At 73.4% G+C, this 24,277-nt stretch carries 20 protein-coding genes; 3 read left to right on the top strand and 17 right to left on the bottom strand.

The genetic code is table 11. The features are described 5' to 3' along the window. Positions 1-98: 98 nt before the first annotated feature. The 3 genes from ACFWGN_RS12660 to ACFWGN_RS12670 are packed head-to-tail and all read right to left on the bottom strand — an operon-like array spanning position 99 to position 3,549. Positions 99-968 (bottom strand): transglutaminase N-terminal domain-containing protein, encoded by an 870-nt coding sequence (locus ACFWGN_RS12660; protein WP_377617213.1) that lies wholly within the window; start codon positions 966-968, stop codon positions 99-101. Next, positions 965-1,894, bottom strand: a complete 930-nt coding sequence (locus tag ACFWGN_RS12665; protein ID WP_191800966.1) for an alpha-E domain-containing protein — start codon at positions 1,892-1,894, stop codon at positions 965-967. The genes ACFWGN_RS12660 and ACFWGN_RS12665 overlap by 4 nt, the downstream gene beginning before the upstream one ends. After that, the gene (locus ACFWGN_RS12670) at positions 1,888-3,549 is read right to left on the bottom strand and encodes a circularly permuted type 2 ATP-grasp protein (RefSeq protein ID WP_377617215.1); all 1,662 of its coding nucleotides are present in this window, start codon (positions 3,547-3,549) and stop codon (positions 1,888-1,890) included. The genes ACFWGN_RS12665 and ACFWGN_RS12670 overlap by 7 nt, the downstream gene beginning before the upstream one ends. Before the next feature lie 205 nt (positions 3,550-3,754). Between ACFWGN_RS12670 and ACFWGN_RS12675 the strand changes: the two genes are divergently transcribed. Together ACFWGN_RS12675 and rpsT are read left to right on the top strand one after the other, a co-directional pair. Beyond that, positions 3,755-4,459 (top strand): type II toxin-antitoxin system PemK/MazF family toxin, encoded by a 705-nt coding sequence (locus ACFWGN_RS12675; RefSeq protein WP_377617216.1) that lies wholly within the window; start codon positions 3,755-3,757, stop codon positions 4,457-4,459. Between the two features lie 295 nt (positions 4,460-4,754). Next, complete coding sequence (gene rpsT / locus ACFWGN_RS12680) at positions 4,755-5,015, top strand: 30S ribosomal protein S20 (protein ID WP_056650751.1); 261 nt, start codon at positions 4,755-4,757, stop codon at positions 5,013-5,015. Positions 5,016-5,239: 224 nt separating this feature from the next. On the opposite strand, the gene holA is transcribed toward rpsT, so the two are convergent. From holA to ACFWGN_RS12700, 4 genes are all read right to left on the bottom strand, one after another. Further along, positions 5,240-6,256: a DNA polymerase III subunit delta gene (holA, locus tag ACFWGN_RS12685; protein ID WP_377617218.1), complete on the bottom strand. Its 1,017-nt coding sequence runs from the start codon at positions 6,254-6,256 to the stop codon at positions 5,240-5,242. A gap of 156 nt (positions 6,257-6,412) precedes the next feature. Beyond that, entirely contained in the window at positions 6,413-8,935 is a 2,523-nt protein-coding gene (locus ACFWGN_RS12690; RefSeq protein ID WP_377617219.1) for a ComEC/Rec2 family competence protein, read from the bottom strand. An 82-nt stretch (positions 8,936-9,017) separates the two neighbouring features. Beyond that, entirely contained in the window at positions 9,018-10,190 is a 1,173-nt protein-coding gene (locus ACFWGN_RS12695) for a ComEA family DNA-binding protein (protein ID WP_377617221.1), read from the bottom strand. A 107-nt stretch (positions 10,191-10,297) separates the two neighbouring features. Beyond that, a complete protein-coding gene (locus ACFWGN_RS12700; protein WP_377617222.1) occupies positions 10,298-11,152 on the bottom strand; it encodes a DegV family protein in 855 nt (284 codons plus the stop codon). Between the two features lie 106 nt (positions 11,153-11,258). Here ACFWGN_RS12700 and ACFWGN_RS12705 point away from each other — a divergent pair, with 106 nt between their 5' ends. Beyond that, positions 11,259-13,238: a helicase HerA-like domain-containing protein gene (locus ACFWGN_RS12705; RefSeq protein WP_377617224.1), complete on the top strand. Its 1,980-nt coding sequence runs from the start codon at positions 11,259-11,261 to the stop codon at positions 13,236-13,238. A gap of 77 nt (positions 13,239-13,315) precedes the next feature. Here the strand turns inward: ACFWGN_RS12705 and ACFWGN_RS12710 are convergent, their stop codons facing one another. The 10 genes from ACFWGN_RS12710 to ACFWGN_RS12755 all read right to left on the bottom strand — a co-directional run bounded on the left by ACFWGN_RS12710 (position 13,316) and on the right by ACFWGN_RS12755 (position 24,263). After that, on the bottom strand, positions 13,316-13,753 hold the full coding sequence (locus ACFWGN_RS12710; protein WP_377617226.1) for an endonuclease domain-containing protein: 438 nt from the start codon (positions 13,751-13,753) through the stop codon (positions 13,316-13,318). Positions 13,754-13,975: 222 nt separating this feature from the next. Continuing rightward, positions 13,976-14,227 carry a hypothetical protein gene (locus tag ACFWGN_RS12715; RefSeq protein ID WP_377617228.1) on the bottom strand — a complete coding sequence of 84 codons (252 nt, stop codon included), beginning with the start codon at positions 14,225-14,227 and terminating at the stop codon, positions 13,976-13,978. Positions 14,228-14,363: 136 nt separating this feature from the next. After that, on the bottom strand, positions 14,364-17,282 hold the full coding sequence (gene leuS / locus ACFWGN_RS12720) for a leucine--tRNA ligase (RefSeq protein ID WP_377617324.1): 2,919 nt from the start codon (positions 17,280-17,282) through the stop codon (positions 14,364-14,366). Between the two features lie 298 nt (positions 17,283-17,580). Continuing rightward, positions 17,581-18,270, bottom strand: coding sequence for a vitamin K epoxide reductase family protein (locus ACFWGN_RS12725; RefSeq protein WP_377617229.1), 690 nt, complete (start codon positions 18,268-18,270; stop codon positions 17,581-17,583). 209 nt (positions 18,271-18,479) lie between these two features. Next, a complete protein-coding gene (locus ACFWGN_RS12730; RefSeq protein ID WP_377617231.1) occupies positions 18,480-19,799 on the bottom strand; it encodes an MFS transporter in 1,320 nt (439 codons plus the stop codon). Between the two features lie 92 nt (positions 19,800-19,891). Further along, complete coding sequence (locus tag ACFWGN_RS12735; protein ID WP_377617233.1) at positions 19,892-20,596, bottom strand: metal-dependent transcriptional regulator; 705 nt, start codon at positions 20,594-20,596, stop codon at positions 19,892-19,894. A gap of 107 nt (positions 20,597-20,703) precedes the next feature. Then, positions 20,704-21,606, bottom strand: a complete 903-nt coding sequence (locus ACFWGN_RS12740) for a metal ABC transporter permease (RefSeq protein ID WP_377617235.1) — start codon at positions 21,604-21,606, stop codon at positions 20,704-20,706. After that, complete coding sequence (locus ACFWGN_RS12745) at positions 21,603-22,484, bottom strand: metal ABC transporter ATP-binding protein (protein WP_377617325.1); 882 nt, start codon at positions 22,482-22,484, stop codon at positions 21,603-21,605. The genes ACFWGN_RS12740 and ACFWGN_RS12745 overlap by 4 nt, the downstream gene beginning before the upstream one ends. A gap of 5 nt (positions 22,485-22,489) precedes the next feature. Next, positions 22,490-23,458, bottom strand: coding sequence for a metal ABC transporter substrate-binding protein (locus ACFWGN_RS12750; RefSeq protein ID WP_377617236.1), 969 nt, complete (start codon positions 23,456-23,458; stop codon positions 22,490-22,492). Between the two features lie 61 nt (positions 23,459-23,519). Beyond that, entirely contained in the window at positions 23,520-24,263 is a 744-nt protein-coding gene (locus ACFWGN_RS12755) for a YceI family protein (RefSeq protein WP_377617237.1), read from the bottom strand. Positions 24,264-24,277 lie beyond the last annotated feature (14 nt).

The raw sequence follows: 24,277 nt of genomic DNA on the forward strand, positions 1-24,277 counted from the left end.
GGTTCTGCCCGGCAGGTCGCTGGTCGCCGCGCGCAGGGTCGGACAGCAACCATCATTGTCCCACGAGCCCGCACCCGGCAGGCACGGGCGGCCCGACGTCACCCGGTGCGCGTGATCTCGACCGTGACCTCCAGGTCGCTGGCCGCCGCTCCCGCGTACACGCCCTTGAGGGGCGCGACGTCCTCGTACTCGCGTCCGCGCCCGAGCACCACGTGGTCGAGCCCCGCGCGGCGGCGGTTGGTGGGGTCGTAGCCGCGCCACGCGCCCGTCCACCACTCGATCCAGGCGTGCGACTCCCCCGTGACCGTCTCCCCGACCACCCCGTCCGTGACCGGGTACAGGTACCCGGAGACGTAGCGGGCCGGGATGCCGACGCTGCGCAGCGCGCCCGCGCACAGGTGCGCCATGTCCTGGCACACGCCCTTGCGGGCCAGCCAGGCCTCGGCCGCGGGCGTGTGCGCCGTGGTGACCCCGGGCACGTAGTCGAGCCGGTCGCGCAGCGCGAGGCAGATGGCCTCGGCCGCCGACTCGGGGTCCAGCCCGGCCGCGACGTCGAGCGCGAGGGCCGCGACGTCGTCGGGCACCGCGGTGGTCGCGCTGTCCGTGAGGTACGCCGCCTGGGCGTCCACGACGTCCTCCCCGCCCAGTTCCTCCCACGTGACCTGCGCCCCGCCCGTGGCGGGCGGGGTGACCTCGACCGTGGCGGTCGCCACGATCGTCAGGCGCCTGTGCGGCTCGAGGACCTCGAACGCGGTCACCGTCGTGCCCCAGTAGTCGACGTACTCGTGCGACCACGTGGTCGGCTGGACCGCGACAGCGGCGTCGAGCACGTCCTGCGCCGGGCCCCCCGCAGGCGTCATGCGTGCCTCGTTGTACGACGCCGTCACGGGCGCCTCGTAGTCGAACGTCGTCGTGTGGACCACGCGCAGGGTCCGCCGGCCGGCGTCGCCGACCACCTCGGTGCTCACAGTGCTTCTCCTACCCAGGTCGTGGCGGCCGCGGACGGGAAGTACCGCGCCTTGATCGCGTCGCTCGCGCGCGAGCAGGCGCGCTGGACGCGCTCCATCGCCGCGGGCAGGTCGTCGAGGACCTCCTCGAGCGGGGCGAACTCGAGGCTCGCCCGCACGCTCCCGAGCTCGCGCCGCGCGTCGTCGCTCACCCCGTGACGCCCCTCGGGCTCGAGCTCGCGCAGGCACGCCTCGGCGCTCTCGAGCGCGCACACGATCGACCGCGGGAACAGGCGGTCGAGCAGCAGGAAGCCCGCGGCCCGCTCGTCCGACGCGATGCCCCGGTAGACCCGCAGGTACGACTCGTAGGCGCCGCACGAGCGCAGCAGCGTCGTCCACCCGGGGCCCGCGTGCCCGAGCCGCGTCTGGGTCGTCACGAGCCGGGCCGTCATGTCGGCCCGCTCGATCGACCGGCCCAGGAGCATGAAGTGCCACGTCGCGTCGCGGCTCGTGGCCGAGTCCATGAGACCCGCGACGATCGCCGCCCGCTCGCGCACCCACGAGAAGTAGTCGTGCGGGCGGGCCAGGCGGATGCTGCCCGAGACCTGGTTGCGGGTCGTGTTGAGGCACTCCCACAGCTCGGTCGAGATGATCTCGCGCGCACGCCGGGCGTTCTCGCGCGACGCGACGAGCGACCCCGCGATCGACGACGGGTTGAGCTGGTCGTGGGCCAGCACCCGCAGGACGTGGGCCCGGTCCACGAGCCCCGTGCCGGGCTCGACGGGGTGGTCCATGACCGTCAGGAGCGACCGGCAGGCCAGGTCCTCCGCGGCCCACGGGTCCTCGCTGAGCATCTGGACGTGCACGTCGAGGATGCGGGCGGTGTCGTCCGCGCGCTCGACGTACCGACCGATCCAGAAGAGAGACTCCGCGATCCTGCTCAGCATGGTCGTTCCCCGTCCGTCGCCACGTGCCCCCGGGCCGGTGCGACCCCGGGCTCGCGAGGGACCGCACCCTGGCGGTCGCTCGCCTGCTGCTGTTGCTGCTGCTGGTGCCGGCTCCCGGCACCCTGGGCGGCGTCCGCGGGATTGGTCGCGATCGGGACCCCGGCAGCCACCGCCCCGGACGCCGCGAGCGTCACGGGGGCGACGTCGTCGACCACCTGCCGGGGCCCCTCGCCCAGGACCCACGTGTCCTTGGAGCCGCCACCCTGCGAGCTGTTCACGACGAGCTGCCCCTCGGGCAGCGCCACGCGCGTGAGCCCGCCCGGCAGGACCCAGACGTCCGTGCCGTCGTTGACCGCGAACGGCCGCAGGTCCACGTGACGGGGCCGGAAGCGCCCGTCGACGAACGTCGGAGCCGTCGAGAGCTGCACCACGGGCTGCGCGACCCACCCGCGCGGGTCCGCCTGGAGCCGCCGGCGCATCGCGTCGAGCTCGGCACGGGAGGCCGCCGGACCCACGAGGATCCCCTTGCCACCCGATCCGTCGACGGGCTTGACGACCAGCTCGTCGAGGCGGTCGAGCACCTCCGCGAGCGCCTCGGGCTCCTGCAGGCGCCACGTGTCGACGTTGGGCAGGAGCGGCTCCTCCGACAGGTAGTAACGGATGAGGTCGGGGACGTAGGTGTAGACGAGCTTGTCGTCCGCGACCCCGTTGCCCACCGCGTTCGCAAGCGTCACGGTGCCGAGCCGCGCGCACCCGAGCAGTCCCGGGACACCCAGGATCGAGTCGGCGCGGAACTGCACCGGGTCGAGGAACGCGTCGTCGACGCGCCGGTAGATGACGTCGACCCGGCGACGGCCCTTGGTGGTCCGCATGTAGACGCGACCGCCCGCGCAGAACAGGTCGCGCCCCTCGACGAGCTCGACACCCATGAGCCGGGCGAGCAACGAGTGCTCGTAGTAGGCCGAGTTGAAGACGCCGGGGGTGAGCACCACGACCGTCGGGTCGGGGACCCCGTCCGGGGCTGCGGCGAGCAGCGCGGCCAGGAGCCGGCGCGGATAGTCGATCACGCGCCGGATGCGCAGGCTCGAGAACAGCTCGGGGAACGTCTGCACCATGGCCTGCCGGTTGGAGATCACGTAGCTGACGCCGCTCGGGACGCGCACGTTGTCCTCGAGCACCCGGAAGTCGCCCGCCTCGTCGCGGATCAGGTCGATCCCCGAGACGTGCGCCCGCACGCCGTTGGGCGGCTCGATCCCGTACGCGGCCCGGTGGAAGTCGGCCGAGGACAGGATGAGCCGTTGCGGGACGACCCCGTCCGTCACGCAGCGCTGCGGGCCGTAGACGTCCGCGAGGAACGCCTCGAGCGCGCGGACCCGTTGGGCCACGCCCGCGGAGATCCGGTCCCACTCGTCGGCCTCGATGACCCGCGGGACCACGTCGAGCGGGAAGGGACGCTCCTCGCCCGCGACGTCGAACGTCACGCCCTGCGCGAGGTACGAGCGGGCCAGGGCCTCCGCCCGCGAGGAGACCTCGGCCGCGGTGAGGCGGGTCATGGTCGTGTGCACACGCTCGAACCGGGGACGCAGCCCGCCGTCCTCGTCGAGCATCTCGTCCCAGGCCCGTGAGCGGGGATAGTCGTCGAAGAGGTCTGCCATGACGGGGACCGTAGTCACCCGGTGTTCCCGCGGCGTGTCCCCCGTGTTACCGGTCGCGTCCGGGTGTGACGGGCGGTCGACGCGGGGTCCTCGGTCGGCGGGCGGCGGTGCGGAGGCCGGTGGGTGACGGGCGTCGGGCGGCGGGGTCCGACGGCCGGTGCGGGACCGCTCGGACCGTCGTGCCGGATACGGGTAGATTGCGGGCGTGGCTCAGAACAAGTGGATCTCCCTGCTCACGGACACGGCCCGCGCGATCCTCGGGGCGCTCGGCGGGTCGTCGCGGTCGGGTGGCTCGGGCGCGGGTGGCTCGTCCTCCGGCCCGACGACGTCGGGCACCCCGCGCGGCATCGCTCCCCGCCCCGGGTCCGGTGCGCCGTCGTCGGGCACCGCGGGCCCCAAGCCGGGACCGCGCACCAAGCCGGGCACCCCGAAGGGCTCCGCGAGCACGCGGCCGGCGGGCCGGAAGCCCGCACCCCAGGGACAGGCCCGCGGGCCGCAGCCCGGTGCCGGCACCTACCCCGGCGACTACACGGGCGCGGTGCGCGCCGAGTACGCACCCCAGCTCGACGGCGACCCGGACCCCGGCGAGATCGTGTGGACCTGGGTCCCCTACGAGGAGGACTTCACCCAGGGCAAGGACCGTCCCGTGCTGCTCGTGGGTCGCGACGGCGGCTGGCTGCTCGCGATCATGCTCACGAGCAAGGACCACTCGCGCGACGCCGCGGACGAGGCCCGCTGGGGCCGGTACTGGCTCGACATCGGCTCGGGCCCCTGGGACGCGCAAGGGCGCGACTCCGAGGTCCGCCTCGACCGCGTGATCCGCGTGGACCCGGGCGCCGTGCGTCGCGAGGGAGCCGTCATGGGCCGCTCGACGTTCGACACGATCATCCGCGAGATGGGCAAGGTCTAGGTCTCGCACCAGGGCTGCGCCCCGGACAGGCGCTCCGGCACGAGACCCCGCCGCGTGGTCCGCGGGACCCGGCACAGGGCGCGTGCGGACCGTGCGCGAGGTGCGAGGAGGGCGCCGTTCCAGCGTTCTGGCCGATCCTGCGGTCGGCTGGTAGTCTTGGTGGTCGCGTGTCCGCCCAGGTCGGCGGGCACAGTTCCAGCTCCTCTCCAAGGGTTCCCCACCCCCAGTCCCGGAGCTGGAATCGCCCTCTACGACCTATTCGATCGCTTCGGCGAACACACCAGAAAGTCCACACGTGGCTAACATCAAGTCTCAGATCAAGCGCATCAAGACGAACGAGAAGGCTCGTCTGCGCAACAAGGCTGTCAAGTCGGAGCTCCGGACGAACGTTCGCCGCGTTCGCGAGGCCGTCGCCGCCGGTGACAAGGAGGCCGCAACCAGCGCCCTCGTCGTCGCGTCGAAGAAGCTCGACAAGGCAGTCTCCAAGGGTGTCATTCACGAGAACCAGGCTGCTAACCGCAAGTCGGCACTCGCGAAGGCCGTCAACGCTCTCTGAGCCTGACACTCCCTTCCACGCGTGACCTTGTGCGCCCCTGATCCACCTCGGGCAGCACGGTGAACGTCGAGAGGCGCTGCTCCCTCCACGGAGCAGCGCCTCTCGTGCGTCCGGGGACGGTCGCGGAGGACTCGTCCTGACCGGCGTGCCCCGGCCGCTGCGCTCCTGACCGGCTCACGGGGTCACCGTCGCCCGGTCTGCCTGCCTGCGCCTGCCTGCCGAGATCAGCGGCCCGTGCCGTGCGCCCCCGCGATCACCAGGACCGCGCGCTCGACCGCGAACACCGGGTCGCGCCCGCCGCCCTTGACCTCGGCATCCGCCTGGGCGACCGCCGTGATCGCGGCCGCGAGGCCTTCCGGGGTCCAGCTCGAGAGGTCCTTGCGCGCACGGTCGATCTGCCAGGGGGCCAGCCCCAGGTCCTTGGCCGACGCTCCACCCCGGCCACGCATGGCCGCGACCTTGGCGAGCGTGCGGAGCTTCATCGCGAGCACCGCGACGAGCGGCACGGGGTCCGCTCCCGTCGCCAGGGCGTGGCGCAGCAGGGACACGGCCTCGCCCGCCTTGCCCGCCACCGCGGCGTCGGCCACGCGGAAGCCGCTCGCCTCGACGCGCCCGCCGTAGTACCTGTCGACCGTCGCGGCGTTGATGGTGCCCGTCGTGTCCGCGACGAGCTGCGCGCACGCGCTCGCGAGCTCGCGCAGGTCGTTCCCGAGCGCCTCGACGAGCGCCTTGACAGCCCCCGCGTCGGCTCGGCGGCCTGCCGCCTTGAACTCCGCGGCGACGAACGAGAGCTTGTCGGCGTCCTTCTTGATGGCCTCGCACGCCACGACCGGCGCGCCGCTCGCACGGATCGCGTCGAGCATCTTCTTGCCCCGGACGCCGCCGCCGTGCACGACCACGACGGTCGTCTCCGGGTCCGGCGAGGCGACGTAGTCCACCACGTCGGGGATGAGCGCGTCGGCTGCGGCCTCAGCGCCCCGCACCACCACGAACTTGGGCTCGCCGAAGAGCGACGGGCTCGCCGCGACCGTCAGCATGCCCGACTGGTAGGTCACGGCTTCGATCTCGGACTTCTCCGCCTCCGGGTCGCGGGCCCGCGCGAGCTCAAACAACGAGTCGACGGCCCTCTCCGCGAGCAGGCTCTCGGGCCCTTGCACCAGCACCACGGGGGCGAGCTCGACCGCGTTCCACGGGAGCGTCGCGGACGGGCGGGCGGAGGTGCGGGAGGGAGCAGGAGCCATGAGCACAACGATCCCACGGGCCACCCACCGGGGGCACATCGCCGACCCCTGACGGAGGCACGGCGTGCCGACGCGGAAAGTTCGCCGGAGGCACGGACCCGTGACCTCCGCGGTCGTCCGCCGGTCCACGGGTCCGATCCACATGCCCCGACCGCCTCACCCGTCCCTGCACCCCGCGACCGCGAGCGCCCCGTCGCGCACGACGAGCGCGAAGGTCCCGCACCGGTCGGTGCGAAGCACCGCGGCCCCGACGCCCGCGTAGAGGTCGAGGGCCTCCTGAGTAGGGTGCCCGTACGTGTTCTCGCCCGAGCTGACGATCGCGACCACGGGGCTGAGCGTCGCGGCGAGTCGTGCGGACTGGACGCGTGAGCCGTGGTGCGCGACCTTGACCACGTCGACCGACGCGTCGCCGCCGCGCGCCCGCAGCGTCCGGTCCAAGGCCTCCTGTCCCCCGTCCTCCAGGTCGCCGAGCGCCACGAGCGTGAGCTGCGGGGTGACGACACGCAGCGCGATGCTCGCGTCGTTGGCTCCCCCGTCGGCCTCGGCGAGGACGGGCCCTCGGCCTCCGGAGCCGGGCCCGGCGGAGCCACCCGCCTGCAGCACCTCCCACGACACGTCGCCGAGCGTGCCGCCCGCCCCGGGTTCGGCCACCTCGACGGGAACACCTAGGTCGGCGAGGTCGTCGAGCACCCACTCAGCCTGCTCGGCGGGGTCACCGAGCCCGGTCACGAGCGCCCGTCCCACCTGCCGCCCGTCCAGCACGGCGTCGAGCCCTCCGACGTGGTCGGCGTGGAAGTGGGTCAGCACGAGCAGGTCGAGGCGCTCGATCCCCAGGTCGTCGAGGCACCGTCCCGCGGCGTCGCCTGCTGGACCGACGTCGATCATGAGCCCGCGCCCGGTCCCGGTCCGGACCACGAGCCCGTCCCCCTGGCCGACGTCGCACACGGTCACAGCCCAGTCCTGCGGGACGTCCCGGCCTGCGGGGGCGATCCAGCGGGGCCACGCGACGACCACGCACACGACTGCCGCCACGGCGACCACGACCCAGGCCGCGACGAGGCGCAGCGTGGCGCGTCGCCGTCGGGCTGCGAACGCCTCCCGGACACCCGCGCGTACCGCCGTGCGCCACGTGTGCGGCCAGCCGCTCCCCCGGCTCCACGGGACCCGCACGCCCAGCAGGCCCGCCACACGCCGCCATCGCCACACCAGCACCAGTGCTGCGAGGGTCAGCAGGGCGAGTGCCGACGCGCCCAGCGGACCACCGGGCCACGGCACCTTCGCCCCGGGCAGCCCGGCGAAGGACCGGGCGACCGCCGCGATCCACCAGGACGCGAGGCCCGCAGGCCACGCGAGCACGACCCCGCCGAGCGGGAACCAGGGGGCCACGAGCGTCGCGAGCACCCCGAGCACCGTCGCGGGCACGAGTGCGGGCGCCGCGACCAGGTTCGCCGGCACGGCGTACGTCGCGATCGACGGGTCGAGCAGGACCAGGACCGGCGCGCACGCGAGCTGGGCCGTCAGCGGGACCGCGAGCGCGAACGCCGGCCCTCTGCCGATCCACGGTGCGAGACGTCGTGCCACGGGCTGGGTACCCAGCACGAGCGCGGCGGTCGCGAGGCTCGACAGCACGAACCCGTACGAGCGCGCGAGCCACGGGTCCAGCACGAGGAGCACCACGACGACGGCCGCGAGCGCAGGGACGGCGCGCGAGGGGCGTCCCAGCCCGATCCCGACCAGCCCGACCACCCCCATGGCCGCGGCACGCAGCACGCTCGGGTCGGGATGGACGAGCAGCACGAACCCCGCCATGACGAGGCCCGTCACCCCCATGCGCACACCGCGCGGCGCCCGGGCCAGCGCGCACAGCGCGGTCACGGCCGCCACGACGATCGCGAAGTGCCCGCCCGAGACCGCGGTCACGTGCGTGAGGCCGGTGGTCCTGAGAGCCGCGTCGAGCTCGTCGTCGATGCGCGAGGTGTCGCCGACCGCGACGCCCGGGAGCAGCGCACGGGCGTCCGCGGGCAGCCCGTCCGAGGCCGTCAGCAGGTCGGTCCGGAGCGTGTTGACGACTCGCAGCGCGGGCAAGGGCTCGGCCGTCTCGACCGGCGGCCCGCTCGCGACGAGCGAGGCCACTGCCCGGTCACCGGGGTCGGCGCGCAGGAGCCGGCCCGACGCGCGGACCTCGGCCCCGTAGTCGACGTCGGCCCAGGACGGGTCGCCCAGCACGCCGACCTGCCCTCCCCCCGGTGCTGTGACACCTCGCCCCTGGACCGTCGTCAGCTCGAGCGTCGTGCGCACGGTGTCCGAGGACCCTGACCACGGGTTGGTGACCTCGACGGGCTCCTTGACGACCCGGCCGACGACCTCGACTGACGCCCCCTGCGCCGCGAGGTCCGCGGCTCCCCCACGTTCCCGCGCGACGAGGTGTGCTGCCCCGCCCAGCAGGACCGCGAGCACGCACGCCGTCACGAGGAGGCACTGACCGAGCCCCCGGGGCGGGTTCGCGCGCCGCACGAGCAGCAGCGCGCCGAGCAGTGCGAGCAGTCCCGCCGCGGCCACAGCGCCTGCAAGGACCACCCCGGGCCCGGCCGCGGCGAGCCACCACGCGACCCCCCAGGCCGCGAGCGCCCCCGGGACCAGTCGAAGGTCGGTCGCCGAGACCTGGCGCGGCGTGAGCACAGGTGCCGCGCCGGGAACGGGGGTCGTCGCCGGAGCGCAGGCCGGCGCCGCCGCGCCCCGGCACGAGGATCGGTCTCCCACCTCAGACCCGCACCTGGTCGCGCAGCCTCGCGAGCAGCGCGTCACCGATCCCGCTCACCTCCCCGAGCTCCTCGACGCTCGTGAACCTCCCGTTGGCCTCGCGCCACTCGACGATCCGGGCCGCGAGCACGGGCCCGATCCCCGACAGGGCGTCGAGCGCGGTCTGGTCCGCCGAGTTCAGGTCGACGGGTCCGGCCTCGCTGCCCGTCCCGGTCACGGGACCGGGCGCGGCGGCGACGGCCTCCCCCGGGCGTGGCACGACGATCTGCTCGCCGTCGACGACCTCGCGCGCCAGGTTGACGCCCGCGAGGTCCGCCTCGGCCGTGGCGTCACCTGCTGCGGCGAGCGCGTCGGCCACGCGCGACCCCTCGGGCACGGTCACGAGGCCCGGTGCGGCCACCGCTCCCACCACGTGCACGACGACGGCGCTCTCCCCGGCAGGGCTCGTCGCCCCGCCGTCGCTCGCCTCGGTGGAACCCGACGCGGGCGTGACGCTGCCGCTCTCCGTGAGCCCGACCGACCCGGCGCCGCCCTCAGGGGCAGGCTCGGCGAGCGCAGCGACAGGCCGCAGGTCGTCCCCTCCCCGGAGGCTCCACGCGCCGACCCCGACCGCGAGCAGCAGGAGCGCGACCGTGGCCACCACTGCGGCCCGTGCGGCGACGGGCCAGCGGCGAGGACCGCCGTCGGGCACGTGCTCGAACCCCGCGTGCGACGTGGGATGACCGTTCGCCGCGGTGTACGCGGCGGCGACCGCGTCGAGCGCGCCACGTGTCCCGACCGGTTCGTCCGGCGCGGTCGCAGGCCCTGATGCCCAGTCCTTCAACTCTCGACGTGAGGTCGAACGTAAGGGGTCGACGCTGGTCCCGCCCAGCCCTCGACCGCCGGTCGAGGGTTCGGTCACCACTCCCGCGGACACGCTCCACCACGCCGGTCCCGGCCCCGGAACCTGCCCGCCGTCGGGTCTCGGGTCCGGGTCGAGGGTCACGCGCGGGACGTCATCCACGGGTGCTGTCCCCCGCGGACCCGACACCTGCCGGTCCGTCGTGGGCCCGGTTCGCTCCCCCGGCATGCTGCGCAGCCTCCGCAGCCGGACCACGCCGTCCTCGCCGGCCGGATCGGCGAGCAGGTCAGCAGGTGTCGTGCCGGGCGGGCGGCGCACACGGGAGAAGGTCACCCGGGCACGCTAGGCGCGTCCGCTCCGGCCTCGCGGGGTATCGAGGCTCCCCTGTGCGGCACCGGCTCGCGCGCACGCCTGTGCACGGCCAGGTACCGCTCGGAACCTCAGCTCGCGCGGTCGACCACGACGATCGCCAGGACCCCCGGTCCGGCATGCGCACCGACGACCGCGCTCACGGGAGTCACCTCGGCACGCACGCCGGTCTCGTCGAGCAACCGCTCGGCCACCTCGGTCGCCGCGGTGTCGTCACCGAGGAAGTGCACCGCGAGCTCGGGCTCGGCACGCCGCTCGACCGACTCGACCGCGACGTGCACGAGCCGCTCGACCGCCGCGGACCGGGTCCTGACCTTCTGGATCACCTCGATGCGACCGTCGCGCACCGCGAGGAGCGGGCGCACGCCCAGGACCGTGCCGAGCGCAGCCGCCGCGGCGCCGAGCCGACCGCCGCGGCGAAGGTGCTCGAGCGAGTCGACCATGAAGATCGCACGGCTCGAGTCCGCCACCGCGATCGCGCGACGGGCCACCTCGTCGACCGTCCCGCCCGACGCCGCGGAGTCCGCTGCGGCCAGCGCCGCGAAGCCGAGCCCCATGGCCACGGTCCGGGAGTCCACGACACGCACAGGGACCGGCGACCGTGTCGCGGCGAGGGCTGCGGCGTGCACGGTGCCCGACAGGTCGCCCGAGAGATGGATCGAGACGATCGATCGAGCCCCCGCGCGCGCTGCGGCCTCGTACGTCTGGACCAGGGCCTGCGGCGTGGGCTGCGACGTCGTCACGCGCTGACCCGAGCCGATCCTGTCGGCGACGTCGTCGGGCGACATGTCGACGCCCTCGAGGAACGTCTCGTCACCGACCAGCACCTGCAGAGGCACCACCGACAGGGCCGGGTGGTCACCGGGGGGCAGGGAGGCGGTCGAGTCCGTGACGACGCGGACGGCCGGAGGCTTGGCAGGACTCATCTCCGGGAGATCCTACGTGTCGCGCGCGGGCGGTCGCACGCGGTCGGGCCGCAGGTGGCGTGCGTGCCCCGCGCGCTCACCCCGGCACCGCCCTAGGATCCGAGACATGCCCGACGACGCAGCCCCCTCCCCCGCAGACCTCGCCGCCCTGAAGGCCGCCGCCGCACGAGCAGCTGCCAAGGCGGCCGAGGCGAAGGCCGCCGCGGCCCAGGCCGCGCTCGAGGCAGCAGAGGCCGCCGCCGCGTCGTCGGCCCCTGGACCGGCACCGTCGGCCGGTGGCGCCCCGCCGGACACGGTCGCCCCGGCCGCGCCCGAGGCCGCTCCCGTGGCGAGCGCCGCACCCGCGGACGCTCCGCCGTCGGGCTCTCCCGAACCCGACCCCGCCCCGGCAGACGCCGCCCCTCCCGCGGACGCTCCGTCGTCGGACCCCACCCCGAGGCCTCTCGAGGGCTACCCCGCCGAGGTCGCCGCCGGCTACGCCTCCAAGGGCGGGACGCTCGCGCTCGGTGCGCTGCTCGAGGCCCCCGACGCGCCGACCGGCGACCCCGTGCCCCGCGCCGACGTCCAGGTCGGGTTCTCGCTCGCGATGCTCAACCGGCACGGGCTCGTCGCCGGGGCCACCGGGACGGGCAAGACCAAGACGCTGCAGGGCATGGCCGAAGGGCTGTCCGACGCCGGGGTGCCGACGTTCGTCGCGGACATCAAGGGCGACCTGTCGGGGCTCGCGGTGCCCGGCGTGAGCGGCGAGAAGATCCTGGACCGGACCGCGAGCATCGGGCAGGACTGGAAGCCGACCACCTACCCGGTCGAGTTCTACTCGCTCGGCGGGCTCGGCAAGGGCATCCCGATCCGGACGACCGTGAGCGACTTCGGGCCGCTCCTGCTCGCCAAGGTGCTGGGGCTCAACGACACGCAGGAGTCGAGCCTGGGCCTGATCTTCCACTGGGCCGACACCCAGGGCCTCGCGCTGCTCGACCTCAAGGACCTGCAGTCGACCATCGCCTACCTCACCTCGGACGACGGCAAGGCCGAGCTCAAGGGCATCGGTGGGCTGTCCGCGGCCACGGCCGGTGTCATCCTGCGCGAGATCGTGACGCTCCAGGCCCAGGGTGCGGACGTGTTCTTCGGCGAGCCCGCGTTCGACACGACCGAGCTGCTGCGCGTCGCGGCCGACGGGCGCGGGACCGTCTCGGCGCTCGAGCTGCCTGCCGTCCAGGACCGGCCCGCACTGTTCTCGACCTTCCTCATGTGGCTGCTCGCCGACCTGTACCAGGACCTGCCCGAGGTCGGCGACCTCGACAAGCCCAAGCTCGTGTTCTTCTTCGACGAGGCGCACCTGCTGTTCACGGGCGCGTCCAAGGAGTTCCTGCAGCAGGTCGTGCAGACCGTGCGGCTCATCCGGTCCAAGGGCGTCGGCGTGTTCTTCGTGACGCAGAGCCCCAAGGACGTGCCCGCCGACGTCCTGGCCCAGCTCGGCAACCGGGTCCAGCACGCGCTGCGAGCCTTCACCCCCGACGACGCCGCAGCCCTGCGAGCGGCCGTGCGGACCTTCCCCACGTCGCCCTACGACCTGGAGCAGCTGCTGCAGTCGCTCGGCACGGGCGAGGCCGTGGTCACGGTCCTGACCGAGAAGGGTGCCCCCACGCCGGTCGCGTGGACACGGGTGCGGGCACCCCAGTCCTCGATGGAGCCCGCGCCCGAGACGGTGGTCGACGGGATCGTGGCGGGCTCCCCGCTCGCCGCGCGGTACGCCGTGGCGGTCGACAACGAGTCGGCGTACGAGCTGCTGACCGCACGCATCGCCGCGCAGCAGGCCGCAGCCGAGCAGGCCGAGCTCGCCGAGAAGCTCGCCAAGGAGCAGGAGGCAGCCCGGAAGGAGGCCGACAAGGCCGCGAAGAAGCAGGCCGACGAGCTCGAGAAGATGCGCGCCAAGCTCGAACGGGACGCGGCGCGCTCCGGGGGCGGGTCCCGGACGACGCCGCGGAAGTCGACCGCGTCGTCGGGGCTCGACAAGTTCCTGGGGTCGATGGCGACGCAGCTCGGCCGGGAGATCACGCGGACGGTGTTCGGGACGCGGAGGCGGTAGGACGCCGACTCCCCGGCTGCCGTCGAGTGCGTGATTCGGCTGCGACTCGCCGGGCGTGTCGCAGCCGAATCATGCACTCAACGAGCCAGGGCCGCCCGCACCCGCCGGATCAGGCGCCCGGGGTGTCGCATCACGTCGTCGGCCGTGACGGTGATGATCAACCAGCCCGCCTCCTCCAGCCGCTGCCGGCGCTCGACGTCACGTCGCCAGGTCCCCGGATCGGTGCGGTGGACGTCCCCGTCGTACTCGATCGCGATCCGGAGCGCCGGGTAGGACATGTCCGGGAGCGCGAGGAAGGATCCTGCCCGGTCCAGGGCGGGCACGTTGACCTCAGGGCGTGGCAGCCCTGCCTCGACGAGGATCATCCGGGTCCGCGACTCCATCGAGGAGTCGGTCCCGGCGACGACGTGACCGATCGCCGCCCGTGCCGCGGCAAGCCCTCTCATCCTGTGGGTGCTCCCGAGGAGCCCGCGCAGCTCGACGATCGAGGCCGCGGGCCCCTTCCGGCGTGTCATGGCGTCTCCGAGGACGACCAGCTCGTTCACGCTCAGCCCGTGCGAGAGGTGCAGCCACGTCTGCGCCGGAGTGGTGACCGGTATCCCGTGCCACGTCGTGACGGCGAGAGCAGGTTGCGTGCAGGTGTGTGCCACCAGGTCCTCACGCTGCGGCCGCAGCTCTCGGCGCGGCACGACGACGTGCAGCCGCTCTCCCGGTCCACCACCCCGCCCGGCGGTCGACTAGTCCAGCCGCCAGGGCACCTCGATCCCGAGCAGCCGCAGCGCCGTGACGTGGCTGAACGCCGCGGAGGCCGGCAGGATCTCGAGCGCGGCCCGGCACCGAGCGGCGATGCCGTCGATGCTGCCTACCGGCACGCGGACGCCGCGGGTCGGGGCCTCCCACCAGGGCCTGCTGAGGTCGTGGCGTGTCAGTCCGTGGCTCGCGGCGTCCCGTGAGCGGAGCACGACGGCCGGCACCTGAGGGTTCGACATGACGCCACGATGCCGCCTCCCGCGCGCCCACGGGTGAGTCCTGCGGTCATCTGTGGACAACCAGCCGTCGAGTGCGTGATTCGGCTGCGACTCGCCGGGCGTGTCGCAGCCGAATCATGCACTCGAGCGAGCAACGTCAGGCCGGCACCACGTTCACGAGCTTCGGCGCACGCACGATCACCGTGCGGATACCGCGCCCGTCGAGCGTGCGCTGCACGTTCGCGTCGGCCAGGGCCAGCTCGCGCAGCTCGTCCTCGCCGATCGAGGGCGAGACCTCGAGCCGGCTGCGGACCTTGCCCTGGACCTGCACGACGCACGTCACGGTGTCCTCGACCAGGTACTCGTCGAGCGCGACCGGGAAGGGCTCGTGGGCGAGTGACTGCGGGTGCCCGAGGCGCGACCACAGCTCCTCCGCGATGTGCGGCGCGATGGGCGCCACCATGAGGATCAGCGGCTCGATCGCCTCGCGTGGCACGCGGTCCAGCCCCGTGAGGTGGTTGTTGAGGGCGATGAGCTTGGCGATCGCGGTGTTGGAGCGCATGTGCTCCATCTCGACGCGCACGTCCGCGATGGTGCGGTGGACCAGGCGCAGGGTCGCGACCTCCGCGGGCTCGTCGGAGACCGTCGTCTCGCCCGTCTCCTCGGACACGACGTTGCGCCACAGTCGCTGCAGGAAGCGCTGCGAGCCGACGACGGCACGCGTCTCCCAGGGGCGCGACAGGTCGAGCGGTCCCATGGACATCTCGTACACGCGGAACGTGTCGGCGCCGTAGGCCTCGTACATGTCGTCGGGCGTCACGACGTTCTTGAGCGACTTGCCCATCTTCCCGTACTCACGGGTCACGGGCTTGCCCTGCCAGGTGTAGACGGTCTCGCCGTCGGGTCCCTGGTGCTCCTCGACCTCGTCGGCCGGGACGGGCTGCTCGCGCTCGTCGCGGAACGCGTAGGCCTGCACGTAACCCTGGTTGAAGAGCTTGTGGAAGGGCTCGGTGCTGGTCACGTGCCCCAGGTCCAGGAGCACCTTGTGCCAGAAGCGCGCGTAGAGCAGGTGCAGCACGGCGTGCTCGACGCCGCCCACGTACAGGTCGACGCCGCCCGCGGGCCCGGCCGTGGCGTTGTGCCCCGGTCCGGTCCAGTACTTCTCGAGCTCCGGGGCCGCCATGTGCTCGGTGTCCGCAGGGTCGAGGTAGCGCAGGTAGTACCAGCACGACCCGGCCCAGTTGGGCATGGTGTTGGTGTCGCGGCGGTAGGTCTTGGGGCCGTCACCCAGGTCGAGCGTGACGTTGACCCAGTCCTCGTTGCGGCCCAGCGGGGGCTCGGGCGAGGAGTCGGCGTCGTCGGGCTCGTAGGTGCGCGGCGAGTAGTCCGGGACCTCGGGCAGGTTGACGGGCAGCAGCGAGTCCGGCAGCGCGATGGGCTGGTCGTTCTCGTCGTAGACGATGGGGAACGGCTCGCCCCAGTAGCGCTGGCGGCTGAAGAGCCAGTCGCGCAGGCGGTAGGTGACCGTGCCGGTGCCGATGCCCTTGGCCTCGAGCCACTCGATCATGGCGCGCTTCGCGTCGGGCACGCTCAGACCGTCGAGCGAGATCTCGTCGTTGGACGAGTTGATGATCTGGCCGTCACCGGTCCAGGCGCCCTCGTGGTCGTCGGGGGCCGCGACGGTGCGGACCACGGGCAGCTCGAAGGCCTCGGCGAACGCGTGGTCGCGCTCGTCGCCGCCGGGGACGGCCATGATGGCGCCCGTGCCGTAGCCCATGAGGACGTAGTCCGCGGTGAACACGGGGATGAGCGCACCGTTGACGGGGTTGACCGCGAGGTGGCCCGTGAAGACGCCGGTCTTCTTGCCCGCGTCGGCCTGACGCTCGACCGCGGTCTTCGCCGCGGCCTCCTTGCGGTACGCCGCGACGGCGTCGATCGGGGTCGCGTGACCACCGGTCCAGACCCCGTGCGTGCCGTCGGGCCACTCGGCCGGGACCTCGTCGAGCAGGGGGTGCTCGGGCGAGACCACCAGGAACGTCGCACCGAACAGGGTGTCGGGGCGCGTCGTGAAGACCTCGACGTCACCGACCGAGCTGCTCCCGCCGATCGCACCGTCGATCGCGAAACGGACGTTGGCGCCCTCGCTGCGACCGATCCAGTTGCGCTGCATCGACTTGACCTTCTCCGGCCAGTCGATGAGGTCCAGGTCGTCGGCCAGGCGGTCCGCGTACGCGGTGATGCGCATGTTCCACTGGCGCAGGCTGCGCTGGAAGACGGGGAAGTTCCCGCGCTCGGAGCGGCCGTCGGACGTGACCTCCTCGTTCGCGAGCACGGTGCCCAGGCCCGGGGCCCAGTTCACGGGCGACTCGGACACGTAGGCCAGTCGCTGCGGGTCGATCACGGCTCGCTGCGCGACGCGGTCGAGGTCTTCCCACCGGGTGCCCTCGGGGTGGCCGGGGACGGGCCGCGTGCCTGCGGCGTACTCGGCCACGAGCTCGGTGATGGGGCGTGCTCGGCCCGTGCCGCCGTCGGGACGCACGGCGTCCTCGTCGTACCAGGCCTCGAAGATCTGCAGGAAGATCCACTGGGTCCAGCGGATGTACTCGGGGTCGATCGTCGCGAACGAGCGGCGCGAGTCGTGGCCCAGCCCCAGTCGGCGCAGCTGGCGGCGCATGTTGGCGATGTTCGCCTCGGTCGTCACGCGGGGGTGCTGGCCCGTCTGGACGGCGTACTGCTCGGCAGGCAGCCCGAACGCGTCGTAGCCCAGCGCGTGCAGCACGTTGTCGCCGCACATGCGCCGGAAGCGCCCGACGACGTCGGTCGCGATGTACCCGAGCGGGTGCCCCACGTGCAGTCCCGCGCCCGAGGGGTACGGGAACATGTCCATGATGAAGTACGGCGAGCGGCCGTCGGCGTGCCTGCCCTCTCCGTCGGTGAGGTGACCCGAGGGGTTGGCCGCGAAGAACGTGCCGCGCTCCTCCCACGCGTCCTGCCACCGGAGCTCGATGTCCTGCGCGAGGGCGGGCGTGTAGCGGTGGGAGGTCGTCTCGAGCGAGGCCGCGGGGGCGGGGTGCACGGGCTCGGCGGGGTTCTCGGGGGCGGGGTTCTCAGGCGTGCTCACCCCGCGAGTTTACCGTTCGGCGCGACGTCGTCGGGCAGCGTCGTCGCTGCTGGACGCCGGGCCGGACGGGCACGCGTCGGCCCGACGGCGCAGCCCACCCCGAGCGGCCCGGTCACCACCCGTCCGGGACCCCCGAGCGTGCGTCGACGGCTCGTCAGGGGAGGGTCACCGGGCCGGTGGTGCCGGCCACCGGCCCGGTGGGATCAGGACCCGCCGGGAGCTGCTGGGAGCGGCTCGGCTCCCCGCCCGCCGATCAGGTGCTCTGCAGGTAGGTGACGATCGTGGGGCCCATCTCGAGGAAGACCCAGGCGACGAGGAGGACGTACAGCACGGCGAGCAGGATCCCGCGGTTGTCGACGACCAGCCGCTTCACGCCCTCGCCGACCTTGAGGTACCCCTCCTGCACGGCGTGCACGACCTGGTACCAGAACAGCGGGATCATCGCGGCCCACACGACCATGCAGAAGGGGCAGAGCACGACGAGCACGTAGAGGCTGGTCCACACGAGGAAGAGGATGAGCCCCATCGCGACCGTCGTGACGGCGAGCATCGTGAGCCAGAACCAGCGCGGCAGACGCGCACCGGTCAGCACGACGACGCCGATCGTCATGACCACGGGGAAGGCCGCGACCCCCAGGTAGGGGTTGGGGAACCCGAGCAGGGTCCCCTGCCACGAGGCCATCGCGGGCCCGCAGTCGAGGAACGGGTTGAGCGAGCACGACGCGACGTGGTTCGGGTCGATGAGCTTGAGGTACTTCTCGATCGCGAGCCAGGCGGCTCCGACCAGGCCGACCGCACCCGCCACGACGAGGATCCACCCGAACGCTCGGGGCGAGAGGTTCTTGGCGTCGGCGTCGGGCAGCGCCGCCCCGGCGTCGGGGCGTTGCGTGCCGGCTGCCGGGGTACGCCCGGCACGGGAAGGACGGGTGGGGCTCTCGCTCACGAACCGCTCCTGAAGGGTCTGCGCGTGCACTTCCGGCACACAGGTGGGCCCAAGGTACCGGCGAACTCTGAGGTTTGGCTGGACGTGTCACGGTTCGCCGGTGTCGGCGTGGGCCGCGCTGCGCTCGTCGGCGGGCGGCACGTCGCGAGGCGGGCTGCGCCGTCGGGCGTCGTGCACCCGAGAGGCTCCGCCCGCGGGCGGCCGCCGCCTCAGGACGCGGCGACGACCTCCTCGACGGGCGCGTCCGCCGGGACCTCGTCCTCGCGGACGTGCGTGACGCGCTGGCGACCGAACGCCACGATGATCGCGAGCCCCACGAGCGTCAGTGCGAGCCCCGTCCAGGCCGGGGCGAGGTAGCCCCAGCCCGCGGCGATCACGAGCCCGCCCAGGAACGCCCCGTTGGCGTTGCCCACGTTGAGCGCCGAGTGGCACAGCGCGGCGCCGAGCGAGGGGGCGTCGGGCGAGAGGTCCATGAGGCGGGTCTGGAGCGCGAGCCCCAGGATCTGGGAGGTCACGCCCAGCAGGAACAGGGACGCGACCGCGGGCACGGGGCTCTGGCCCGTGAGCGCGAACGCGACGAGCGCGGCCACCGTCGAGCCGAACCCGATCCAGACCGTGCGCAGGACGTCCTTGTCGGCGAGCCGGCCGCCCACGACGGTACCGAGCGTCATGCCGAGCCCGAAGATCGCGAGGACCACGGGGACCACGCCGAGCGAGAGCCCCGTGACCTCGGTCATGGTCGGTGCGACGTAGGAGTACACGGCGAACATGCCGCCGAACCCGATCGCACCACCCACGAAGCTGATCCACAGCGCGCCGTTCTTGAGCGCCGCGAGCTCCTGGCTCACGCTCGACCCGGTGTCGCCGGACCCGGCCGGGACCCAGCGCCACAGCGCGAGGAGCGTGAGGCCGCCCAGGAGGCCGATGAGCACGAACGCCGCACGCCACCCGAGCACCTGCCCGGCGAAGGTCGAGAGCGGGACGCCGACGACGTTAGCGACCGTGAGCCCGGTCATCATCATGGCCACGGCGTGCCCGCGACGGCCGGGCCCCGCCACGGCGGCCCCGACGGCCGCCCCGACACCGAAGAACGCGCCGTGCGGCAGGCCTGCGAAGAAGCGGCCCGCGATGAGCCACTCGAGGCTGGGGGCTGCTGCGGACAGCACGTTGCCGAGCGTGTAGGCGAGCATGAGGCCCACGAGGAGCTTCTTGCGCGAGACGCGCGCGGCGAGCACGGTCAGGAGCGGCGCGCCGACCACGACGCCCACGGCGTAGGCCGTGATCGCGTGCCCGGTCAGCGGGATGGAGGCGTCGAACGCGGCGGCGATGTCGGGCAGCAGGCCCATGGTCGCGAACTCGGTGGTGCCGATCGTGAAGCCGCCCACGGCGAGCGCGAGCAGCGCGAGCCCCGCGGTCCGGGTTCCACGGGGTGCGCCGGTGGCGCCCGCCCGACGGCGGTCCGCGCCCGGGACGGGCGCGTCGGAGCGGGTGTCGGTCGTCCCGGGCAGGCCGGTGCTGTCGACGGTCAAGGCGCCCCCTTCAAGGGTGTCGTTGCAAGGATCGAATCGTTTCGAGCGCAACGCCGGCGCCATCGGCAGCGTGATGCGGGAAGACCGTCAGTCTAGACCGGGGCGGGATCCGTGGCGAGAGGCGCGGGCACGACCCACACGCGCGACGCCGCAGGCAGGCCCAGGTGGACCGGGCTCGCGTCGCTCCCCCACGTGATCGCCATGGTGCCCGCGTACTCGCGTCGCTCGTGCACGCAGACCTCGGCGTCGAGCCCCAGGCCCAGCTCGGCCAGGTAGCGCAGCACGTCCGGGTCCGAGTCCGAGATCCGCGCCACGACCGCGCACGCCCCCGCGTCGAGCTCCGAGAGCCTGATCGCCGCCGGGCGCGGCACGAACCCCGACGCGGTGGGGATCGGGTCGCCGTGCGGGTCCCGCGTGGGGTGGCCGAGCAGGGCGTCGATACGGTCGAGCATGAGGTCCGAGACCGCGTGCTCGAGCACCTCGGCCTCGTCGTGGACCTCGTCCCACGAGTAGCCCAGCTCGGAGACCAGGTACGTCTCGAGGATCCGGTGCCGCCGGACCATCGCGACAGCGTGCGAGCGCCCGAGGTCCGTGAGCTCGATCGCGCCGTAGCGCGCGTGCACCAGCAGGCCCTGCGAGGACAGGCGGCGCACGGTCTCCGAGACGGTCGAGGCCCCGACGCCGAGCCGGTCCGCGAGGAGCTTGGTGGTCACCGGCTCGTCGGACCACTCCTGCGCGGACCACACCACCTTGAGGTAGTCCTGGGCGACGGAGGTCAGGTCGAGGGGATGGTCCACGGCGACCACTCTATTTCACGGGCCTCCTCCAGCCCCGGAGGGACCGGAGGACGGACCGGCGTCCGCCGGGTGCGCGACGCCCGGCCCACCTGCCTCGCCACCCCGCGTCACCGGGCGACCAGCTCCGCGGGCTCGCGCTCCGTCGTCGGGCCCGCCGGGGGCACCGCACGCGGACGGCGCGCCAGGTGCACGACGTACGCGACCGCGAACACGACCCCCTGCGCCACGACGATCGTCGCGGCGCTCGCGGTGTCGAGGTAGTAGCTCGCGTAGATGCCCACGACCGCGCACCCGACCGCGATCACGGGGGCGAGCACGAGCATCCGGGACATGCGGTCGACCAGGAGGTAGGCCGTCGCACCCGGCGTGATGACCAGGGCCACCACGAGCACGACCCCGACCGCCTGGAGCGCGACCACCACGGTCAGCGCGAGGGACCCCAGGAGCAGCGCGGACAGCCGGCGCGGCGAGATCCCGACGGCGTGCGCGTGCACCGGGTCGAACGCGAACAGCGTGAGGTCGCGCCGCTTGAGCACGAGCACCACGGTCGTCAGCGCGCCCAGCACCACGACCTGCCACAGGTCCGTGTCCGTGATGCCCAGCATGTTGCCGAACAGGATGTGACCCAGGTCGATCTGGCTCGGCGTGACCGAGATGAGCACGATCCCGATCGCGAACAACGTCGTGAAGACCACGCCGATCGCCGCGTCCTCTTTGAGCCGGCTCGTGTCGCGCACGGTCCCGATCAGCGCGACCGCGCCGACGCCGAACACGAGCGCCCCGATCGCGAACGGCACGCCGACCACGTACGACAGGACCACGCCCGGCAGCACCGCGTGCGAGACCGCGTCACCCAGCAGCGACCAGCCGATCATGATGAGCCAGCAGCTCAGGAGCGCGCACACGATGCTCGCGACGACCGCGACGAGCAGCGCGCGCTGTACGAACTCGTACCCGAGGGGCGCGGCGAGCCAGTCCCCCGCGCTCGTGAGGAGGTCGACGGGGTTCAACGGGCTGCTCCTTCGGACGGGGCGTCGGCGGCCGGGGCCAGGTCCGCGGCACCGGCGCCGTGGGTGCCGCCGTCGGCGCTCTCGCGGCGCGCCGAGGCGAGCGGGTCGATCCCGAACGTGCGGGCGAGGTTCTCGGGGCGCAGCACCACGTCGGGCGGCCCGGTCATGATGATGCGGCGCTGGAGCAGGATCGCGTCGTCCACGAGGTCCGGCAGGGACGCGAGGTCGTGCGTCGAGACGAGCACGGCGCAGCCCGCGGCGGCGAGGCTCCGCAGCACCGAGGTGATCTGGGCCTCCGACACCTTGTCGACCCCGGCGAAGGGCTCGTCGAGCAGCAGGAGCCGCGCGCCCTGCGCGATCGCGCGCGCCACGAAGACCCGCTTGCGCTGCCCGCCGGACAACCGCCCGATCTGACGGTGCGCGAGGTCGGCGAGCCCCACGCGGTCCAGGGCGTCGGCCACGGCGCGGCGGTCCTCGGCGCGCGCTCGGCGCGTGGGCCCCAGGCCCCCGTAGCGCCCCATGGTCACGACGTCTCGCACGTCGACCGGGAACGCCCAGTCGACGTCCTCCGACTGCGGGACGTACCCCACGAGCCCTTCCTTGCGGGCCGCGTCGGCGTCCCGGCCGTAGATCCGGACGTCGCCCACCTGGGTGACCCCGCTGCCGCGCGTCATGCCCATGACGGACCGGAAGAGCGTCGACTTCCCCGAGCCGTTGGCCCCGATGAGCCCGGTCACGGCGCCCGGGGCGAGCGAGAGCGCGACGTCCTCGAGGGCCAGCGTCTCGCGGTAGCGGACCGTGAGCCCGCGGACCTCGAGGGCTGCGGGCCCGGTGCTCCGTGCCGACAGACCCGCCGCGGCCACCCCTGCGGGCGACACCCCGCTCACGACTCACCCCGCAGGCCCTCGCTGATGACGCGCGCGTCGTAGGTGAGCAGGTCGAGGTAGGTGGGGACGTCGCCGTCGGGCTGCGAGAGGGAGTCGACGTAGAGCGTGCCCGCGTACGTCGCGCCCGTCTCCGCGGCGACCTGGCGCTGCGCGGAGTCCGAGACGGTCGTCTCGCAGAACACCGCGCGCACGCCGTTGTCACGTACGTGGTCGATCACGCCCGCGACCTGCTGGGGCGTGCCCTGCTGGTCGGCGTTGACGGGCCACAGGAACTTCTCGTCGAGACCGACGTCCCGCGCCAGGTAGGAGAACGCCCCCTCGCACGTCACGAGGACGCGCGACCCGGCGGGCACCTGCTCGACCTCGGCGGCCAGCTCGCGCCCCACGGCCTCGATGCGGTCGGCGTAGTCGGCCGCGTTCGCGCGATAGTCCGCAGCGTGCGCCGGGTCCGCAGCAGCGAAGGCCTCTCCGATGTTGCGCGCGTAGACCGCGCCGTTCACGGGCGACATCCAGGCGTGGGGGTTGGGCCGCCCGTCGTACGCGCCCGAGGCGATCGAGAGGACGTCGACTCCGTCGGAGACCGTGACGTGCGGCGCGTCGAGGCGTGCGACAAAGGGCTCGAACCACTTCTCGAGCCCGAGCCCGTTGTCGAGGACCAGGTCCGCGCTCGCGGCGCGCCGCAGGTCTGCGGGGGTGGGCTCGTAACCGTGGATCTCGGCTCCGACCTTGGTGAGCGAGGAGACCTCGACGTGCTCTCCCCCGACCTCGCGGGCCATGTCGGCCAGGACGGTGAAGGTCGTCAGCACCTCGAGGCGCCCGACGGCGTCGCTCGCCCCCGCACCCTCGGCCGAGGTTCCGGCGGGCTCGCCCTGCGCGGCGTCGACCGTGCACGCAGCGGCGAGGAGCAGGGCCGCCAGGCCCCCGAGGAGACCTTTCACCCCTGTGCGAAGTTCAAAGTTCGGCATACCGAACTTTAACCACGAACGAGGCGTGACGTCGAGTCCCCGAGGAACGGGACGAGGAGGCTCAGGGAGAGACGGCTCCCGTCGAGGACGTGGGGTCCGGCGTCGGCGCAGCGCCGACCCGTTCGAGCTCGAGCAGCATCTCGACCGTCCCCGAGGGCTCGACCGTCACGAACGGCAGCTCGGGCAGGTTCACCCCGTAGTCGACGAACGTCACGGGGATCGCACCGCTGACCTGGACCCCGTCACCCGAGCGCCGCGCCTCGAGCGTCACGGTCACGGGCTCGGTCACGTCGCGGATCGTCAACGTCCCCCGCGCCTGGACCGTGAGGGGCTCGTCGCGCTCCTCGATGCCCTCGAGGTCGACGGGCTCGGTGAGGATGAACACCGCATCGGGGAACACGTCGGTCTCGAGCAGTCGCCGGAACGCGTCGTCGCGCACCACGCTGCTGCTCGCGATCGACGCCGTCCTGACCGTGATCTCGGCCCGGACGAGCTCGCCGCCCGTCACGACCAGCGTCCCGCCGACCTCCTCGGTCCGCCCCACGACCGTGCCCTTCTCCCCGCTGAGCACTTCCTCGACGCGATATCCCGCCTGCGACCCCGCGCTCACGGCCCAGGTGCCGTCGGGGTCGAACGGACCGGGGTCCGGGGTGGCGGTCGGCGAGACCGTCTCGCCCGGGGTCTGGAGCCCGAGCGGCGGCGGGGCGGTGCCGGCAGAGAGCCGGGCGACCACGTAGGGTCCCGCGAGCACGATCACCAGCGCCGCGACGATCGCGACGAGGATCCACCGGGCACCTCTGCTCATACCGCGTATTCTGC

Source organism: Oerskovia sp. NPDC060338 (genome assembly GCF_042726295.1).
Lineage (GTDB): Bacteria > Actinomycetota > Actinomycetes > Actinomycetales > Cellulomonadaceae > Oerskovia > Oerskovia merdavium.

Excerpts from the sequence above, each read along its gene's own strand:
- ACFWGN_RS12665 (WP_191800966.1), bottom strand. The coding sequence starts at position 1,894 with ATGCTGAGCAGGATCGCGGAGTCTCTCTTCTGGATCGGTCGGTACGTC.
- ACFWGN_RS12670 (WP_377617215.1), bottom strand. The coding sequence starts at position 3,549 with ATGGCAGACCTCTTCGACGACTATCCCCGCTCACGGGCCTGGGACGAG.
- holA (WP_377617218.1), bottom strand. The coding sequence starts at position 6,256 with ATGGCTCCTGCTCCCTCCCGCACCTCCGCCCGCCCGTCCGCGACGCTC.
- ACFWGN_RS12700 (WP_377617222.1), bottom strand. The coding sequence starts at position 11,152 with ATGAGTCCTGCCAAGCCTCCGGCCGTCCGCGTCGTCACGGACTCGACC.
- ACFWGN_RS12705 (WP_377617224.1), top strand. The coding sequence starts at position 11,259 with ATGCCCGACGACGCAGCCCCCTCCCCCGCAGACCTCGCCGCCCTGAAG.
- ACFWGN_RS12710 (WP_377617226.1), bottom strand. The coding sequence starts at position 13,753 with ATGACACGCCGGAAGGGGCCCGCGGCCTCGATCGTCGAGCTGCGCGGG.
- ACFWGN_RS12715 (WP_377617228.1), bottom strand. The coding sequence starts at position 14,227 with ATGTCGAACCCTCAGGTGCCGGCCGTCGTGCTCCGCTCACGGGACGCC.
- ACFWGN_RS12750 (WP_377617236.1), bottom strand. The coding sequence starts at position 23,458 with ATGCCGAACTTTGAACTTCGCACAGGGGTGAAAGGTCTCCTCGGGGGC.
- ACFWGN_RS12755 (WP_377617237.1), bottom strand. The coding sequence starts at position 24,263 with ATGAGCAGAGGTGCCCGGTGGATCCTCGTCGCGATCGTCGCGGCGCTG.